Source organism: Sphingobacterium chungjuense, from assembly GCF_011316935.1.
Taxonomy (GTDB): Bacteria; Bacteroidota; Bacteroidia; order Sphingobacteriales; family Sphingobacteriaceae; genus Sphingobacterium; species Sphingobacterium chungjuense.
This window is the reverse complement of sequence record NZ_WLYS01000003.1, coordinates 551,222-569,583: the sequence shown is the minus strand read 5'-3', so window position 1 is coordinate 569,583 and position 18,362 is coordinate 551,222. Positions and strand designations below refer to the sequence as shown.

Here is an 18,362-nt window from a genome sequence, read left to right as displayed (position 1 = left end):
CTCTTGAAATGTTTGCAAAGATAATGGATTTTGTCGGCTGATAAACTACAAGCTCGCCAATGGCGAGATAATCGAAAAATCAATGGTACGTTCTACTATTTTACAGGGCTGATAAGCGCTTTATAAGCTTTAATAAGATGTTGACTACATTAAATTAATTATATTCGGGTTTACAAGCTATAGTTATGAGTACGAAGGAAGACTATCTAGCCATTAACCGCGCATCGTGGAACAACAGAACGGACGCACATTTGAAATCTACTTTTTACGATATGCCGGGCTTTCTGGGAGGTAATAGTTCGCTGAAAGAGATCGAACTCCAATTATTGGGAGACGTGCGTGGCAAGTCCATTTTGCACCTACAATGCCATTTTGGGCAAGATACCATCTCATTAAGCCGCTTAGGTGCGGCAGTAACCGGCGTGGATCTATCCGACAAAGCGATAGCAAGTGCGGTAGATATTGCTAAGCAGACCAATTCCTCTGCGAAATTTATTTGTAGTGACGTATATGATTTGCCAGCACATCTGGACGAGCAGTTCGATTATGTATTTACGAGCTATGGTGTGATCGGTTGGTTACCAGATCTGGATCGTTGGGCAAAAATCATCAGCCACTATCTTAAGCCGGGCGGCAAATTGGTGTTTGTTGAATTTCATCCAGTCGTGTGGATGTTTGATGATGATTTCACTAAAATAGGCTATAATTACTTCAATTCAGGCGCGATCATAGAAAATGAAAATGGCACCTATGCGGACAAGGACGCAGATATCAATCAAGACTATGTGATGTGGAATCACAGCTTAGGCGAGGTGCTGGGCAGTTTGTTGGCTAACGGATTACAGATTTCTCATTTTGAAGAGTTTGATTACTCGCCTTATGATTGTTTTAGCCATACAGATGAATTTGAACCGGGGAAGTTTCGGATTAAGCATCTTGAAAATAAGATTCCGGTGTTGTATGCGTTGGTGGCTAGTAAAATTTGACAAACCATGGCATCCATATCAGTGTTTTATCATCAACAAAATAATTATTATGAACGATTTAATTATTCTTCACGTACTGGATGGAGTCTTCGTTGTGTACGTTGTATGGCATGCCTATTTCGTGTTTCGTGAGAGGATTCTGAGACGCTAATCACCATTATTTGATATTTATTATGAGTTTTATTGGAGTTGCTAAAACCTTTTTATGAGACAATCTGGCAAGTTTATGAGCTAAAATGATAGATTTCTCTGGCCAAGAATGTTCAACTTTGTTTTGGATTGCTATCTATTAACTAATCCGCAGGCTGATATACTACCTGTATCGGCCCTGCGACCATTATAAATTGAATTAATTCTTGTACAGATGCTTGTGAATTTTTCTAAAGTTTGTTTTCCCATAGCAGCGGGAGCAATGCTGTTATTTGGCTTCGCCAATTCTACGCTTAACGATTCCAACGCTATTCAATCTGCCGATTCAGTGGCTACTTATGCGAATCCTGTTTTTGAGCCAATTTTGGCAGATCCGTCTGTCTATCGCGATCCGTCGACGGGGTCATTTTATGCCTATGGTACACAGGATAATTGGGGCGATGGACAGGGGAGTCGTTTGGTGCCGATTTTGAAGTCCACGGATTTGGTACGATGGAATTTGGTGGGAAATGCTTTGCGCGAAAAGCCGACTTGGAAGTCGGAGGGAGGCATCTGGGCGCCCGATGTCGTGCAAGTCAACGATCAATACCATATGTATTACGCTTATTCCACTTGGGGCGATCCCAATCCTGGTATTGGATTGGCACTTGGTAAATCGCCAGAAGGACCATTTACCGATCAGGGAAAGGTATTTGACAGTAAAAGCATGGATGTGCCCAATTCCATTGATCCTTTTTATTACGAAGATCAAGGGAAGAAGTATTTATTTTGGGGAAGTTTTAGCGATGCGCCAACACAAGGTAATTTTGGTGTAGAATTGACGAAGGATGGTTTAGCGATCGCTCCAGATGCACAAAAATTCAAAGTAGCAGCGGGCGATTTTGAGGCCGTCATTATCCACAAAAGAAACAATTATTACTATTTTATCGGATCGAAAGGCAGCTGTTGCGAAGGGAAGAAAAGTACATACCGTGTTTTGGTTGGTCGTTCACGTACGCTTAAAGGTCCTTATCTCGACAAAGAAGGAAAAGATATTGCCGAGCGTGGCAATGGCACCTTGGTGCTCAAAGGGAATTCTAGATTTGTCGGTACGGGACACAATTCACGCATTATCACCGATGATAAAGAGCAAGATTGGATGCTATACCATGGGATAGATATGCATCATGATCGAGTGGGCAGCGGTACGTCAAGACGTGTCCTGATGCTCGATCCAATTCGTTGGAAAGATGATTGGCCTACGGTCGCTGGCGATACCGCAAGCTTTGCAAGACAAGCGGCACCTTATTTCAAAAAATAACCTATTATAATCCCGGGATTGATTGGCTAATCGATTAGTTTGATGATTCCCGAAACGTTCAAATACTATGATAAAACGATTTTTAACGGGCGTAGTGATGGTCGCCCTCACGCTTTCTGCCACAGCGCAATCCACTAAAAGTAATCTTAGAGCGCCAGCGTATCCATTAATTACGATCGACCCGAATACCAGCGCTTGGTCGTATACTGACGAATTGTATGGATCCACCGTGAAACACTGGACAGAACGTCCATTTCCATTATTAGGCGTACTGAAAGTGGGCGAGGAAACCTACCGATTCATGGGAGCCGAAGAAGTAGAAGTGTATGCGTTGTTGTCTATGGGCGAAGATGCAGCTTGGGAAGGAAAATACACGACCAAAATGCCCTCTGGAAATTGGTTTGCGCCGAAATACAATGATAAAGGTTGGCAGAGTGGAAAAGGTGCATTCGGTACACCAGACAGCGAGTCGTCTTCTAAAACGGCATGGCACGAAGAGAAAATCTGGGTACGCCGTCCATTTAAACTAGATCAAGATTTAAAAGGTAAAACGGTTTACTTAGAGTATTCTCACGATGATGATGTTATCTTATATTTGGACGGACAAGAAATCGTGAATAGCGGACCAGCAACCGGCAAAAATAAGCGTGTTAAATTGTCGGCAGAACAAACAGCGAAACTGACCAAAGGGGAACATTTGATCGCGGGATTCTGCCATAATACCGGCGGAAATGGCTTATTTGACGTCGGCGTCGTAGTAGAAAAAGATATCCCTCGTTCATTTGAAAAAACAGCACAGCAGATCTCGGTCGATGTGCAAGCCATGCAGACGCATTATACCTTCCGGTGTGGCGATGTGGATTTAAAAATCACGTTTACTGCGCCTTTGTTCTTGGATGATTTGAATCTGGTTTCTCGTCCGGTAAATTATATCTCGTATGATGTTAAGAGTGATCAACCGCGTGATGTATCCATCTATTTTGAGGCAGCACCTAATTGGGCTTTAAACCTTCCTTCACAAGCTTCTACTTCATCCACTAGTAAAAAAGGAAATTTACTATTTGCCAAAACGGGAAGCGCCGCGCAACCGGTATTGCAGCGCAGTGGAGATCATATCAATATTGATTGGGGCTATTTCTATCTGGCAGGAAGTGACCAAGAAGGTAGCGTAGGTACCGGTGGCAGTCAATCCTTGCGCAAAGCATTTGCTGCGGGCAATGATATTGCTGCGGTGAGCGGAGCTGGTTCTGATGGCCATCAAAATATTGCCTACACAAAATCATTCCGTGTAAACGGTGCTCATCAAGATCACATCATGGTGGGCTATGATGATGTGTATTCGATTCAATATTTTGGCGAAAACTTACGTGGCTATTGGAATGTGGATGGAAAGAACAGCATAGAAGCGGTATTTGCCAAAGCAGATCAACAATATAAAACACTACGTAAACGAGCAGATGCCTTTGATGCAGATTTTATGCGTCAATACACGGCTACAGGTGGTAAAGAGTATGCGGAATTGTGTGCACTGGCTTATCGCCAATCGATTGCTGCACACAAATTGGTAGAAGCGCCGAATGGCGACCTGATGTTGTTGTCCAAAGAGAATGATAGTAATGGATCTATCGGTACAGTGGATGTCACTTATCCTTCTGCGCCATTGTATTTGTATTACAATCCGGAATTAGCGAAAGCGCTCCTGAACTTCATCTTTGCCTACAGTGAAAGCGGAAAATGGACGAAACCATTTGCCGCGCATGATATCGGCACGTATCCATTGGCTAATGGACAAACCTACGGTGGTGATATGCCTGTAGAGGAGTCGGGTAATATGTTAATCCTGACCTATGCTATTGCGCGCATGGAGCAACATGCAAAGTATGCCGAAAAACATTGGGAAGTATTGACGACATGGACAGATTATTTGGTTCAAAATGGTTTGGATCCAGACAATCAATTGTGTACAGATGATTTTGCTGGACATTTTGCGCACAATGCGAATCTATCCATCAAAGCGATCGTAGGTATTGGCTCGTATGCCAAGTTGGCCGCGATGTTAGGCAAAAAAGAAGTGGCCGCGAAGTATGAAGCGATTGCTAAAGATATGGCCGCTAAGTGGAAAGATATGGCTAACGACGGCGATCATTACCGCTTGACGTTTGATAAATCGGGTACCTGGAGCCAAAAATACAATATGGTCTGGGATAAGTTGTTTGATATGGGCTTGTTCGATAAGGACATTATCGATACAGAGATCGCGTATTACCTGACGAAGCAAAACGAATATGGTTTGCCATTGGATAATCGCGAAACGTACACTAAAACGGATTGGATCTGTTGGACAGCGACGATGGCAGACGACAAAGCTACTTTCGAGCAATTTGTAAAACCAGTGCATCATTTTATGAATAACTGTACGACGCGTACACCGATGTCGGATTGGGTATTTACGGACAAACCAGTGCGCAGAGGTTTCAAAGCCCGTTCTGTAGTTGGTGGATACTTTATCAAAATGCTAGAAGAAAAGATTGCAGCGCAATAAGAACGCAGTAGATCTTTTTTTAGAAATTAGAAAAGCGGCTCCAAAAAGAGCCGCTTTTAGCGTTATGCGTGTTTAGCTAATTGGTGAATACGTTTCTGAACGTTCCTGCCAGTGCCAAACCGGGTTGCTGCTGCGCATCATGTCCATCTATCGGAACGATTTTAAAATATCGGAAGGTGAGTGGTTCTGGCAAATCAAAATACTGCTTGGTACGATCCACTGCAACTAATCTGATCAGCGTGGCCACGCTCCAGTTTTGGTTGTCGTTGCTCACTTGTACCTCCAGATCTCTTATTTTACGATCCCCATTTTTCTGGGCGAACATAAATCCATTCACCAATAGCGGTTCTCCCATGTCAATCGTTACCCAATGATTCGGATAACTAGTCGCGTTATTCGAAAAGCGAGCAATCCAAAAAGTATCATCACGGCCGTCAATCAATCGTGCTGCTAAGCGGCTGTTGTTGGGCTCTTCCGAACTGAACCCCGCGATAGACCAGTTGGTGTAAGGATACAATTCTCTATCTGGTGGTAGTAATTCTCGTGTTCTCAACCTAACCGGATGGGCGTAAAATGTATCAATGGCCAAGGAGTTAGGCTTGTACAAATTGCGGTAGTTAAAAGTGCCCCTAATATCAATGCCAGGTAATGACGTTTGATTTGTATTTGATGCTACAAATAGTTCCACACTATCGCCTGCTAAGTTTGGATACCGCAAGATGGTGCCAAGCAAGGTGGTGTCCGGCGTTTCTACAAACCAATTAAGTACGATCTCATCATTTGCTCTACGTTCTAGATTATTGACAATCCGGTTGTTGAGGTTATTGATGTAACTTTGCCCATACACGCGTCCGAATATTTCGGAACGCATGGATTGATTGCCTTCCGAATCAAAGGTGCGAATATCGAAGGTATAACTGCCTTCCGCTACTTCTGGAATCACCACGTCCTTGTATTGGGCAATTTCCCTGGGCAATACGGGGATTTCGAAGCTATTGCCTTGTCCCCAAGATACGCGCATTTTGACCACACGCGCATCGGTGCTGATCCTAGCTCGAATGCCCGCGCGTCGGTCACCGGGTTGAAATTGTATCGAATCTATCCGGCCTGGATATATCCGTTCGCCATCTGCTAGATAGTCACTATAAAAATGATCTACGGGAGTACAATGCGTGAGTAAAAGTAATCCCAAGGAGGCAATAAAGGCCGCTAAAAGTGGGTTATACTGTAGTTTCATATATTTTCGATGCTAATAATTAAATAATTATCCCTAATTGACGGTGCCAAAAAAGGTGAGTTCCCCGAGAGATACATCTGAATTTCCGCCCCACGTATCTAATGTACGCCAGCGCCAATAGCGGTACGGTTCTTCCTGAAATTCAATGTCAAATTCTTCTCCAGCTCGAGCGTAGTTGATATCATCATTGGTGCTTTCGCCTAATGGCAAACCAGAGGGCTTGACTGAGGTGTACGTGCCGATCAACGTCCACGATTCCCAACCTCCATTAGGGTCTGGATTATTCGATCCATATAATTCGAATACTTTCGGATGATTAAATTGGTATTCGTAACTCAATCTCGAATACATGAGAAAACGGCTTAAGTTGGCCGCCACTCCCATATCAAAACTGAAGTGCTGCGGAATACCGGTTCCAGGTGCCGTATGGAAGATCGTGCTGGATACGCGATCATTACCATCCCACAATACCGATGGGGTACGAAATCCAGTGTGCGCTTGCCACGTATCGGTAGGTAGATTGTATTCTCGGAAAAGAGATTTGTTCATCATCACTTCGTGTAATGGTAAAAAGTTTGCCCTGATGGTGTCTGAGGTGTTATTCCATCGGTCGGTTACGAAGATGCCAAATTCTCTTTCCTGTGCTGCAAATCCACGTACATTAAATACGCCCTCGCCAAGACGCGTGTAGAAATCCCTGGCCGTTTGCCATTGGCCGGCATCATTTCGAGCAATGATGTGAATGGCCAAAGGTGTCTCAGTCACATTTTCGAAGAGCAAACGTATGCCACCGAAGGTAGCGGTAATGTTTCCTTCCTCGCGCAACTTTTCTAAGGTGAGGAGGTAGGTTGGTGTTAATGCGGTGACGGTAAGAGCAGTTGGCTCAGATTCTACATCGCCAACACCGACAGCCACCAAGTTTACCTGATAATCGCCTGCTTTGGCGAAGCCATCTACCAAAATACTATTGTTATAAATAGATGCTTTGTTTTCGCGAACACGACCGTCGGCCATGGTATATACGGCCTTTACGTAGCGCAAATCAGGATGATTTGGTAGTTCATAATTTATGACTGCGCCGCCCGGTATACTTTTCACCGTATAGGAAGTGATGCCATTAGGTTTCTCTCCCTGTCGGGATGGCCCAGGCACTATGTCTTCTGCACAGCCCACTAATAAGAACAGCAAGAGCAATGCGGAAGTAGATATTTTATTGAAGTAATGTCTCATATCTTTAGATTAAAAGTGAATCGTTCCTATGGTTGTTTACCATAGCGGAGATTGTAATAGTTTATTATTGCGGCGTAATTCATTGATGCTGATCGGCCAGAAATAATCACGCTGTGTAAATGTTCTGGTAAACATGACGACTCTTCTGTAGTAAGTTTGCGCCGTATTCTGACGAATATCCCATCCATATATAGGTGTATTCAGCTCTTCTTGTGCTGTTTTCCATCTGAGGAGATCCCAAAACCGTTGTGATTCAAAAGCTAATTCGATGGTGCGTTCGCGACGAATGATTTCTCGCAAACCTTCTTGACTATTCGGTTTATTGGGGTTGATTGAATAATCTGACCAAGACTCAATGACGCCCCGTAAACCGCTACGCTCACGCAAGTCGTCCAAGTATTGAAAGATCTCTGCCGAAGGTCCATTTACTTCATTGAGCGCTTCTGCATACAATAAGTATAAATTGCCTAATCGCATCATCACGTAAGGATAGGTATAGGTGCTGAAGGCTTGCCCCTCGCCAATTACATTAAAATAACTCACCAGTTTTTTCGGTGTGTATCCCGTGCCCGAATAGCGAGTTGGCGAGTTGGTCGCCGCGGCATTACCGCCTGGTCTAGCATTGATTGGATAAGCCAGAAAATCACTTGTATGGTTATTCATGAAATAACGACCACCATCAAAAGATAACGAACCATAGAAGCGATCTTCACGATCAAAATGCATCCCGACGGTGGTGTGACCTGGAATTAGATCGTATTGGTAGGGCGAATTGCCTAGAGGGACTGTTCGCAAGTCAAAACGACCAGCATAGTTGTACGTGAAGTCTTCTTCCATAGGCACACCGTTCTTGGTGTAAAATGCCAACGCGATATTGATGGTCGGCGCCATAAAACCGCCCGTCTGTTGGTTCGTGATTCTGGCGGGATCAATACTTCGCGGCATGTAGGCATGACCTTGATGTGATTGATTGGCCGTACTGCGGTTGTTTACCCAAAGCGATTCGGGATTGTTGGATCGTTCTGTAATCGCTTGGCGAATACTCATCTGATTGATCGTACTTTGTTGCGGTTGCGTGACCATGGTAGTAGGAGGTATCCATTTGTACAAAGATTTGCCCGCGGCGTGCGCTGTCTCGATTGCTTCGCGACACGCCGTAGCGGCAGCTTGCCACTTCTCCATGCTCCACGTTGCATTGAATAAAGGTTGATTATCCGCATCTGTGTACGTGGTATAATCGGCATTTCCATTGAATAGAGGACTGGCCGCCGTTACCAAGATTTCGGCTTTCATGGCTTTGGCAACAATTTGGGTAACGCGTCCATTTTCTTGCACTGGTTGCATCACGTCGACCATAAGGTCTGGCATTGCGCCATCAATCTTGCTTACGATGTAAGCAAAAACTTCGTCAATCGACTGTCTTTCGAAATTGACATTATTGGGATCCTCAAATACCGCCGTATTCTCATCTACGATCGGGATTGGACCATACATTCTTAGCAAATAGAAGTGATAATAGGCTTTTAAGAAAGTCACTTCCGCTGCCCAACGCTTGATCTCCATTTCATCCATATCGCGTACCTTGTAGATGTTTTCTAGAAAGATATTGCAGTCGCGAATGCCGCGCCACAAGCGAATGTGATCATCGCTACTTCCACCTTGATTATTACCATCCCAGTAGTTCAGCAGCGGACTGTTGGTGTTTTGTGCTCCCATTGCAATGTACCAGTTCGGGTAGTCGCTTTGCGAATAGTTACTCATGGAATTTAACCAAAATTCATCGCTCGATAGGAGTGCGGGATTACGCTGTAAATCATTCCCTCTGGGGATATAACTATAACAGGTAAAGAGGTATCGCTCGGCCATCGCGCGCATCGAGAAGGCTTGCTCCAACTCGGCGATATTGTCGGGTACAATATCCATGTATTTGTTGCAGCTGCCCAACAGAATTGTGAGCGTAGCCACCGTGATATTAAAAAATCGTTTCATGTGCTTATTTTTTGATGTAATCGGCATGTTTTCAGGTTATAAGGTGAGTAATAAACCTAAGTTGAAAACGCGTTGAAGCGGATATCTCAGGCCAGAATCGCCCATTTCTGGATCCCATAAGTCAAAAGCAGAAATGCTAAATAGATTGCTCCCGCTGGCGTAGATTCTAAATTGATCTATCTTGAAGCGGCGCGAAAAATCTTTGTTTAGCGTATAGGCCAGCTCGACCTGTTTCAAGCGGAGGAAAGCGCCATTACGCATCCAGTGTGTACTGCTTATGACGTTGTTTTCTAAAGGATTTTGACTCAGTCTTGGCCAAAGGGCATAGACATTTCGGTCATCTTCCGACCAGTGACTATCTGCCCAAGCTTGCAATACCGCATTGGGAGAGGTTTGGCTACCAAATGGTGCTGCTCCATTGACATTATTATCATTAGGAGCGCGCAAGCGCGGATTGATGAAGAGCGATGTCCGGCCCATACCGCTGAAGAAGAACGAAAATTCGAAGTTCTTATAACCCGATGTTAGACCAAAACCATAGTTGATCTGTGGTACCGTCGGGAAACCAATCGGTAGCTCATCGTTGGCGTTGACAATACCATCCCCATTCACATCAAGGTATTTGATATCGCCGCCCATCACCACGCCGCCAAAGGATTGCTCTGGACTATTATATACCTCTTCGTCGTCGATAAAAAGGCGCTCGGCAATATAACCACGTCGCTGATTGACGTCGGTACCGATGCGGCTTAGGTACTCATGATCGAAGGTGGGTTCTTCATAGTACAGGTATTCACCTTTCGTAAAAGTGAAAGTTCCACGACCTTGAAACCACAGGTTTTGATTCACATTATGATTATACACTAACTCTGCATCAAACCCTTGACTCTTGTATTTTCCTAAATTGGCGAGCACTGGTGCAGCCAATCCCATAGAAGAAGGGAGTGCCGCTCGCTCTTGCACAATGTCGGATCGGATCTGCTGAAATGCGTCACCTGTGAAAGTCAATTTGCCATTTAAGAATCCTAAATCTACTCCCAGATTGGTTTGCTGGGAGACCTCCCAACTGACATACGGATTAGCGTAGCGATTGATAGACACCCCATTGCGATGATAATTTTCCTCGCCGGCATTCACTCCGAAGTTGAATCGTCGCACACCATCGTTTAGGTTCACCTGTGAAAGATAGAAGAAGCGACTATCATGAATTTTATCATTCCCCACCAAACCATGCGTAAAACGGATACGGGCGGTGTTGATCACGTCTTGCAGCGGTTCCATAAACTTTTCGTTGTGCACCGTCCACGCAATACCTGCAGAAGGGAAGAATCCCCATCGATTTCTGGGCGCAAAAACCTCCGAACCATTGTATCCGAACGAGAATTGGGCATGGTAACGATTGTCGTAGGCGTAGGTAAATGATCCTGCAAAACTTACATTGCGAAAAGGTAGGGTGTTGATCACGTTACCAAGTTGGTCGCGTGGGAGCGTAATGCGATTGCGTATCGTATTGATGACCATCCCGGTGACGACGTGCTCATCGTTGAAGGTGCGGTTGTAGTTTAGCGCATTTTCCATGTAGAAAAGTGATTCTTGTCCACGCCCGTTGTCACTGTAATCCAAATATTCGGTACCGGTCAGTGGGTTGAGGTTGAAAAAGTTGTAAGCGCCAGTATTGGGGTCTATGCCTTGTGGGGAGTAATAAAATGGATTGTATTGTCTGCGGTATTCCATGTAAGCACTTCGCGACGCATTGGCCAGTCCTCTATAGCTGAAACCTTCAATCCATTTGGAGAAATCCTGTCGCAGTTCGATTTGTACTTGCATATTACTTTGCGACCATTCTGAATAACCTCGTACAATTTCTGCGTACGGATTGAGGTACGAACTACCACTACCATCGTCGTAATTGCCAAATAAGGGATGGCTAATGTAGGCTTGCTGAGGTCCTGCTTCGTAAACTGGGAGGAATAATGCTGGATTAGCTCTCAGCGCATTTCGGAACGAAGAACTTCCGCCTTCGGGTGGTCCGCTGTAATTTCTGTAGTTAGCAATCGTTCGCACCATCAATTGCGTAGAATTCGTGACATTCACTTCAATATTACTGCGTAAGTTGTACACCTTGAAATCCACATTGTTATTAAAATTATTGATGGGGTTGACGCGGATGAGTCCATTATCCTGGGTCAAGTTACCACTCACCATATAACGCGCTAACTGTCCGCCACCCCGAATATTGATATTATAATTCTGTGTATGCGTGCTAGGTTTTGTCACTTCGTCGAGCCAGTTTACGGCAGGGAAATTGATGGGATCATCCCCTGCAGCAGTGCGCGCTATCTTTTCGTCGGAATAAGGCGTGATCGCGAGCGGATCTCGCGTTAAGATCGCCTCATTATTCATACGCATAAAGGTGACCGGATCAGCGATTTTGGTCATCTGAGTCGGCGACGAAACGCGTTGTTCGGCTCGAAAAGTGATCTTTGGACGACCTTCTGTACCGAGCTTTGTGGTGACTAATATTACGCCGTTGGCGCCTCGAGATCCATATACTGCTGATGCGGTCGCATCACGCAATATAGAAAAGCTGGCAATATCATCCACAGGAATCCGCGCGAGATCATCTGTCGTCACTTCCATATTGTCTATCAGAATCAGCGGTCGGCTATTAACGCCAAAGGTGCCGACGCCACGAATAAAAAAGTCGGCATTGTCCAATCCCGGTTCGCCACTTCGCTGGAAGGAGATCATACCCGCTACTCGACCTTGCATCGCTCCCGTTAGGTTGCTACTGGGCATGCGCAATTCTTCGGGGTTGATGGAGCTGACTGAACTAATTAGATCCGTTTTTCTTTGCCGTTGGCCAAATGCGGTGACGACCGTTTCCTCGACCACAAAACCGCTTTCTATCAGAACCACATCGATCACCTCTCGTCCTGCCGTGCTGATTTCTCTGGATTCAAAACCAATCGTGTTGAAGATTAAAGTGGCGTTGGCAGGGACTTTTAAGATGTAGCGACCATTGAGATCGGTCGTCGTGCCAATACTAGGTCTGTTTTTGACGGTGACAGATACACCGGGAAGTAAAGTCCCAGAGCTATCGCGTACACTACCGCGTACTTCCTGATCTTGTTGAAACGCTGAAATACTTTTTGAATCAGTAGCGAAGGACAACGCGTGGTCTTCACGCATATAGTCATCTTTGCTGTCAATAGGAGAAGCTAAAATATCAATAGGACCGTCGATCTTTCTATCTGCATGCGCTCGCTCAAATGCGTCGGCTGCTCCGGGCGGATACCCGAGTAAGATTACAGCGATTTTGAGTAACCATAGATTGTAGGTTCTGTTAAGTCTGTTTTCCATCATAATTATTATTTAGTTAGAATTAATAACATGTCGTCCAATCCACGCTGTATTGTACAGGTTTTATGGCAATGGTTCACAGTGTGGTGATATGCTTAATTTTTGGACAAAAGACTTCCTTGCTCAAAAAAATCGCTTTTTTAAGCTAGATGACAGAATATTGAACTGTAGGATTGGTGGTTTACGGCAAATGCCCGTATTTATGTCCTATATCTGTTTCTCTGGGTATTGCTAATGCATAAAATTTGACCACGCTGTGTTGCTGAATAATCCTATTAGGACTTTGCGCTTAGAAGTTTATTGAGTTTATAAGTTGGTTAGACATTATTCAACAAGTCAAATTTGACCATTGTGCAGATCATAAAATTTACAATTTGTCTCAATAAATTGTAAAATCGTCTCAATATCAGTACTATAACGTTTTCGCTAAAATTAATGCGGGAACAAATGTCTTGCAATTAGGCAAACATTCTTTTCAAGTTGGCGGTATAGTATATGCAGTTCAGTGGCAAGAGTATAGGTAAGAATTGGAATAATAAAGTATCATGTTAGCACAGACCTTTGCAGATAGAGTGATCGATTTTAATCAAAAACTACACTACGATGGTTTGCTGCCAGATGGATTTCGTGTGCTCAATCCGTATATGGATAATTCGGAAACGATGCCCGTGATGCGGCAGTTTTATAAAAAATATTACAACGATACGGAGCAACGCAGATTTATCATTGGTATCAATCCCAGCCGTCATGGTGCCGGGGTCACGGGCGTACCATTTACCGATACCAAACGATTGGAAAGCGTTTGTGGTATACCGATGCAGTCAGCACATACGCACGAGATTTCATCTGTCTTTATCTATGATGTGATTGCAGCGTATGGTGGTGCACAAGCGTTCTATCGCCAGTTTTATATTAATTCTCCTTTTCCGTTAGCATTGACTCGTTTACAAAAGGGTAAGTGGATCAATGCTAATTATTACGACGATAAGGGGCTTTTTGAGATGGTCAAGGATTTTATGATCGCATCACTTCGCAAGCATATCAGTTTGGGGTTGGATACGTCAGAAGTAATTGTATTGGGGAAGAAAAACACGCAATTTATACACAAGCTCAATCAAGAAGTAAAGCTTTTTGACCGTTTGATCACGGTAGATCATCCGCGCTACATTCAGCAATATAAATCTCGGGAAAAAGAGCTTTATATTGATAAGTACTTAATGGCATTGAATAATAATAATAGCAAATAGTATACAACTCCTTATCCATTACTCAATTAATTAAGTTCATTTCCTTTAATTGATCCATTATGAGATGATCAACGGCAGATGTTCTTATTTTGTCTTGATAACAAATCCATTCAAAGCTTTCAATTTCATTGGAGGCTTGGGGCGTGCCGTCATAATCAGCAAAATAACATCGCATGATAACTACAATTCCCGAGTCGTGGCCATCGGCTTGCGCATCAAAAACGCCTAAAAATTTAGCCGAACTTTCAATCAACTTTACATTAAGTTCCTCGCGGACCTCGCGCGCGAGACATTCAAGATCAGATTCAGTGCCTTCTCTCTTACCGCCAGGAAAGTAAAGTTTGGTTTTATTCTTGGAAAGGGTAGTGAGTATACGTCTATCCTTGATGCATATTAGCGCGACTTCATCAATGATTTTTGTCATCATATAAAACTTAGATTTCAAACATTTCAATCAGTACATTACATACAGTATTTTTTACAGATGTATCTATAGCGGCTATTTTTTTGAATGGCCTACTTTGACCGACGGCCCTGGTTTGATCTACGCAAACTTGCGAAGTATGGCCAGTCACACTACAATCCTATTGCGGAATTTGCTCGGTCAGTATTTCATTTTTCTCCGTGTCGAAATACGTACACGTCATCTTCTCCGTGTAAACGATCCATTTTTCCATTCCGGTTTCAGCACACATTTTGATGAATGTGCTATAATCTGTTTTGCCTTGCTGATGGGCAAGCAATTGCGTTTTGAATTCATCGCTATGTACCACATCCGTAATCGTTAGAGGTTCATATTCTGCCGGTACTTGTGTTGTATGGTCGTTTTCTCCATGAAAGACAAGATGTCCATCACTGACGTATGCTTCATAGTGGGTAACGCCCAATGCCTTAATTTCTTGAACATACGCTGGAAAATCAGCACCTGATTTTACTTTGCTGTGTGCTTCTTTTAGTTGCTCTGCTGTAAACATATTCTCGGTTTATACATTTGGTTATGAGATGCAATGCCCACTATAAAGCTACGTATTTGATTGGAAAATTAAATCAGAATTGACGGATTCTTAAATCGTGTTTTCAAAATGTCTGCAAAACTAGGAATTGACTGTTCTTAAAGACGTTGAGAGGGTGGTTAAGAAAAGGTATAAAACAACAAATCCCTCTTTATCTTGCTGATAAAGAGGGATTTGTACCTAGGGCGGGAATCGAACCCGCACTCCCTTAACGGGAACAGGATTTTAAGTCCTGCGTGTCTACCAGTTTCACCACCTAGGCAATTGTGGAGCGAAAGACGAGATTCGAACTCGCGACCCCGACCTTGGCAAGGTCGTGCTCTACCAACTGAGCTACTTTCGCTTTTGGTGCTGCAAATATAGCTAGAAAAATGATATGCAGAAATTATTTGTTCGTTTCAGCGCAGTCAAGTACACTAAAAGCCTAGTACTGCGTTAATTATTTTTGTTAGAACTTTCAAGATTAGGGATCGTATCACTTTGTTCAAAGAATCGACTTACTGGTTTGATTTTTGCTCAGCATGTCACATATTGATGGAATAATTACGAAATATGAAAATTGCACATCTACTTTTAAGCATAGCACTTTTACTCGGGCTGACTGCGCATGCAGATACGTATCCAGAGGTTGTTTTTGATAATAGTCTCATTATGGGAGTATATGCTAAAAGTGAAATTCGCTCTGAAGGAGGGAGTTGGATCGAGAATGTCGACAAACATCTTCCGGTATCCGACAGTATATTTTTCACCCCTGGGAATTCCCTTTCACTGCGCTATGTGAATGCAGATGGTGGCAATTGGGAGGCAGCGATCAAATACAGCCGTCAAAAATACCATTATCGCATATCGAATAAAGATGTTTTGGTGCTCAAATTATACGTGCATTCGGACAAAACGACCAGTAAACAGCTGCCTACACTGTCTATTCGGCAGAAAAATAGAGATAGCGATAAAGTTAATTTAGCCAATTTCATCGAAGACTACAATGTAAATACGTGGTTGGACGTACGTATTCCCATCGCCAAGATCCGCGGCTTAGATGTCGAAAGTGCGATCAAAGCAGTGGTCTTGCATCAGCAAGGTATGGGTTCGCACCATATCTATATTGATCAGGTGGAGTTTCTTCCTGCCAATTACTCCAAAGTACGCCTGACTTCACCGGCAGTACTTTCTAAAGTAACACCCTACGATAGAAATATTCATTTACAGTGGCAATTGCCTTTGACCCCAAGCATCCGGTACGTAAAAATTTATCGTTCAGAAGATAAAAAAACCTTCGAACCGGTTTCTATTCGCCCGATCAGCATGCAAGGCGGGTTAGATTATGTTCCTGCTTTAGACAAAACATACTACTATAAGATTGCTTGGGTAGATTACGATTACAAAGAATCCCCTTACTCAACGATTCTAGAAGTGAAGCCGGTAAAGCTCGCAGATCAACAAGTGTTTGATCTCATTCAGCGTTCGCATGTCAATTACTTCGTGGATAATTTCGATATTAATAGTGGCATGCACACCCCATTTCGTCAACAAGGGAAGACCGTCGTTTCCACCAATGAAACGGGACTTGCGTTATTGGCCTTATTGGTGGGCGTGGAGAGAGGGTATGTTTCCAAAAATACCTTTATCCACCGCGTAAAACGCGTGGTAGACTTTTTAGAATCTGTCCCCGAAAAACATGGCGTCTTTGCGTCATATTATGATGGTAGGAAGAAAGAACCGATCTACATGGATGCTCGCCCTAATTATAGTGTAACAGCAACCACAACGATGCTACAGTCGCTATTGGTTGTGCGGCAGTTTTTACAGGGCGAAAGTGATGATGAGGTGTATATTCGTGACAAAATTAATAAGCTTTGGGACAATATCAATTGGCCAGCCTTAGTGATGGCCAATACAGAAGACGTATTAGTTGCTGATGTGGGCGTACTTGAGGAATTGACCGAAATTAAACCATTAGGTGGATTTAATGAAAGTATGAATACTTACATATTAGCGGCGGCATCTACCAAGAATGGTATCTCGTCTAGTGGGTTTGTTAATAATCTAAATTACGAGTACAATACGCAGAATTCTTTGCTAACAGATAGTATAGACGATTTTGATTCAGATCTTCTGCAGCAGAATCAACGCCAGCTTAATGCTACTTTGGAGTCGGATATGAAAGATCTGGATAAAGCATTAGAAAGGCAAAATATGTTGCGCGATACGGTGTTGTACGGTGTGCGTATTCCATTTGGCGAATTGAATAATCGCAATCTATTGTCGATGTATATGCCTTTTCTAACTATTGATCCGGCCTTAGCCAATACCGCTGATTTTGCTTTTGGCGATGTGCTCAAAAGCTACACAGAATACGTGAAAAGAAGGGATAACGAATCTGGTCGCGGTACGCGCAATGTAGCGGTTTGGGGATATCAGTCAGAAACAGATCCTCGTGCTATCTCTCGAATTAATCCTGCAATCAGTGTAGCTTCCGTGGCGGTAGACTATCAAAAAGGTTTGCAAGCATTGCTGACTTTATACAAGGAGTATGGAGATATCTTATTGACCGAGTATGGCTTTCGCGCATGGATAGATTTGAAGAATCAAGACGTATCCGACGAATACTTATCCATTAATCAGGCGTCCGTAGCCATTATGATCGAAAATGCACGTAGTGGTCTGATTTGGAAGCTGTATCGTGAGATACCGGAAATCAAAGCCGTGCAAGAAAAGATATTTGTCCAAAGCAGTTTGAATTAGATTTACTATATTTACAAAAACGATTAAATATTACCAGACATGATAAAAAGGATCAACCTTATCCCTGTTGCTATCGCTGCTACCCTCGCATTTTATTCTTGTAAGTCTAAGAATATCATGGTAAATCCAGGAGCAGTTATTTCTAAAGATGGTACGGATGACGGCCTCAATAATGTGAAGGGCGAATTCAAAGACGCAGCGCGTACGAATGAAGGTATTAAATTTACGCTTTCGTCCGATTTGTTGTTCCCAAGTAATTCCTCTTACCTAACCAATGCAGCGAAAGCGGAGTTGGATAAATTGTCTGATTTGTTGAACGCAGATACTAAAAAGAAAATACGTGTAGATGGCCACACAGACTCTACTGGCGAAGCTAATTACAATCAATGGCTATCCGAGAAACGCGCTGCTTCCGTAAAAGCGTATCTTGAGTCAGCTGGTGTGTATGGTTCTCGTATCAGTACCAAAGGGCATGGACAAACTGCACCAGTTGGCGATAACAAAACGCCAGAAGGTCGTCAGAAAAACAGAAGAGTAGAGATCGTGATCCTCGACTAAAA

At 43.5% G+C, this 18,362-nt stretch carries 12 protein-coding genes and 2 tRNA genes; 6 read left to right on the top strand and 8 right to left on the bottom strand.

All coding sequences use genetic code 11. The annotated features are described in order from the left end of the window. Positions 1-185 precede the first annotated feature (185 nt). The 3 genes from GKO22_RS10165 (at position 186) to GKO22_RS10155 (ending at position 4,978) form a co-directional block, all read left to right on the top strand. The gene (locus tag GKO22_RS10165; protein WP_166334685.1) at positions 186-986 is read left to right on the top strand and encodes a class I SAM-dependent methyltransferase; all 801 of its coding nucleotides are present in this window, start codon (positions 186-188) and stop codon (positions 984-986) included. Positions 987-1,356: 370 nt separating this feature from the next. Beyond that, positions 1,357-2,436 carry a family 43 glycosylhydrolase gene (locus tag GKO22_RS10160; RefSeq protein ID WP_317165708.1) on the top strand — a complete coding sequence of 360 codons (1,080 nt, stop codon included), beginning with the start codon at positions 1,357-1,359 and terminating at the stop codon, positions 2,434-2,436. 67 nt (positions 2,437-2,503) lie between these two features. Then, on the top strand, positions 2,504-4,978 hold the full coding sequence (locus tag GKO22_RS10155) for a glutaminase family protein (RefSeq protein WP_166334683.1): 2,475 nt from the start codon (positions 2,504-2,506) through the stop codon (positions 4,976-4,978). 76 nt (positions 4,979-5,054) lie between these two features. On the opposite strand, the gene GKO22_RS10150 is transcribed toward GKO22_RS10155, so the two are convergent. From GKO22_RS10150 to GKO22_RS10135, 4 genes are read right to left on the bottom strand one after another with little or no spacing between them, the layout of a single operon-like run. Beyond that, entirely contained in the window at positions 5,055-6,215 is a 1,161-nt protein-coding gene (locus GKO22_RS10150) for a DUF4998 domain-containing protein (RefSeq protein WP_166334681.1), read from the bottom strand. A 33-nt stretch (positions 6,216-6,248) separates the two neighbouring features. Then, positions 6,249-7,445 carry a DUF5000 domain-containing lipoprotein gene (locus tag GKO22_RS10145; protein ID WP_166334679.1) on the bottom strand — a complete coding sequence of 399 codons (1,197 nt, stop codon included), beginning with the start codon at positions 7,443-7,445 and terminating at the stop codon, positions 6,249-6,251. 36 nt (positions 7,446-7,481) lie between these two features. Further along, a complete protein-coding gene (locus tag GKO22_RS10140; protein ID WP_166334677.1) occupies positions 7,482-9,434 on the bottom strand; it encodes a RagB/SusD family nutrient uptake outer membrane protein in 1,953 nt (650 codons plus the stop codon). A 36-nt stretch (positions 9,435-9,470) separates the two neighbouring features. Continuing rightward, positions 9,471-12,800 carry a SusC/RagA family TonB-linked outer membrane protein gene (locus tag GKO22_RS10135; protein ID WP_206367870.1) on the bottom strand — a complete coding sequence of 1,110 codons (3,330 nt, stop codon included), beginning with the start codon at positions 12,798-12,800 and terminating at the stop codon, positions 9,471-9,473. Between the two features lie 542 nt (positions 12,801-13,342). On the opposite strand from GKO22_RS10135, the gene GKO22_RS10130 reads away from it, so the two are divergent. Continuing rightward, positions 13,343-14,044: an SMUG2 DNA glycosylase family protein gene (locus GKO22_RS10130; RefSeq protein ID WP_166334676.1), complete on the top strand. Its 702-nt coding sequence runs from the start codon at positions 13,343-13,345 to the stop codon at positions 14,042-14,044. 22 nt (positions 14,045-14,066) lie between these two features. Here GKO22_RS10130 and GKO22_RS10125 read toward each other — a convergent pair whose 3' ends face one another. The 4 genes from GKO22_RS10125 to GKO22_RS10110 all read right to left on the bottom strand — a co-directional run bounded on the left by GKO22_RS10125 (position 14,067) and on the right by GKO22_RS10110 (position 15,400). Beyond that, positions 14,067-14,471: an NUDIX hydrolase gene (locus GKO22_RS10125; RefSeq protein WP_240920241.1), complete on the bottom strand. Its 405-nt coding sequence runs from the start codon at positions 14,469-14,471 to the stop codon at positions 14,067-14,069. Between the two features lie 157 nt (positions 14,472-14,628). Continuing rightward, positions 14,629-15,018 (bottom strand): DUF1398 domain-containing protein, encoded by a 390-nt coding sequence (locus GKO22_RS10120; protein ID WP_166334674.1) that lies wholly within the window; start codon positions 15,016-15,018, stop codon positions 14,629-14,631. Between the two features lie 216 nt (positions 15,019-15,234). Then, positions 15,235-15,319 (bottom strand) — tRNA-Leu (locus GKO22_RS10115). A gap of 5 nt (positions 15,320-15,324) precedes the next feature. Next, positions 15,325-15,400, bottom strand: a tRNA-Gly gene (locus tag GKO22_RS10110). A gap of 209 nt (positions 15,401-15,609) precedes the next feature. Between GKO22_RS10110 and GKO22_RS10105 the strand changes: the two genes are divergently transcribed. After that, positions 15,610-17,802: a glucoamylase family protein gene (locus GKO22_RS10105; protein ID WP_166334672.1), complete on the top strand. Its 2,193-nt coding sequence runs from the start codon at positions 15,610-15,612 to the stop codon at positions 17,800-17,802. A 39-nt stretch (positions 17,803-17,841) separates the two neighbouring features. Then, positions 17,842-18,360 (top strand): OmpA family protein, encoded by a 519-nt coding sequence (locus tag GKO22_RS10100; protein WP_206367869.1) that lies wholly within the window; start codon positions 17,842-17,844, stop codon positions 18,358-18,360. The last annotated feature ends 2 nt before the right edge of the window (positions 18,361-18,362 follow it).

Bases quoted from the DNA above. Each gene is read 5' to 3' on its own strand.
- GKO22_RS10165 (WP_166334685.1), top strand. From the start codon at position 186: ATGAGTACGAAGGAAGACTATCTAGCCATTAACCGCGCATCGTGGAAC.
- GKO22_RS10155 (WP_166334683.1), top strand. From the start codon at position 2,504: ATGATAAAACGATTTTTAACGGGCGTAGTGATGGTCGCCCTCACGCTT.
- GKO22_RS10150 (WP_166334681.1), bottom strand. From the start codon at position 6,215: ATGAAACTACAGTATAACCCACTTTTAGCGGCCTTTATTGCCTCCTTG.
- GKO22_RS10145 (WP_166334679.1), bottom strand. From the start codon at position 7,445: ATGAGACATTACTTCAATAAAATATCTACTTCCGCATTGCTCTTGCTG.
- GKO22_RS10140 (WP_166334677.1), bottom strand. From the start codon at position 9,434: ATGAAACGATTTTTTAATATCACGGTGGCTACGCTCACAATTCTGTTG.
- GKO22_RS10135 (WP_206367870.1), bottom strand. From the start codon at position 12,800: ATGATGGAAAACAGACTTAACAGAACCTACAATCTATGGTTACTCAAA.
- GKO22_RS10130 (WP_166334676.1), top strand. From the start codon at position 13,343: ATGTTAGCACAGACCTTTGCAGATAGAGTGATCGATTTTAATCAAAAA.
- GKO22_RS10125 (WP_240920241.1), bottom strand. From the start codon at position 14,471: ATGATGACAAAAATCATTGATGAAGTCGCGCTAATATGCATCAAGGAT.
- GKO22_RS10120 (WP_166334674.1), bottom strand. From the start codon at position 15,018: ATGTTTACAGCAGAGCAACTAAAAGAAGCACACAGCAAAGTAAAATCA.
- GKO22_RS10105 (WP_166334672.1), top strand. From the start codon at position 15,610: ATGAAAATTGCACATCTACTTTTAAGCATAGCACTTTTACTCGGGCTG.
- GKO22_RS10100 (WP_206367869.1), top strand. From the start codon at position 17,842: ATGATAAAAAGGATCAACCTTATCCCTGTTGCTATCGCTGCTACCCTC.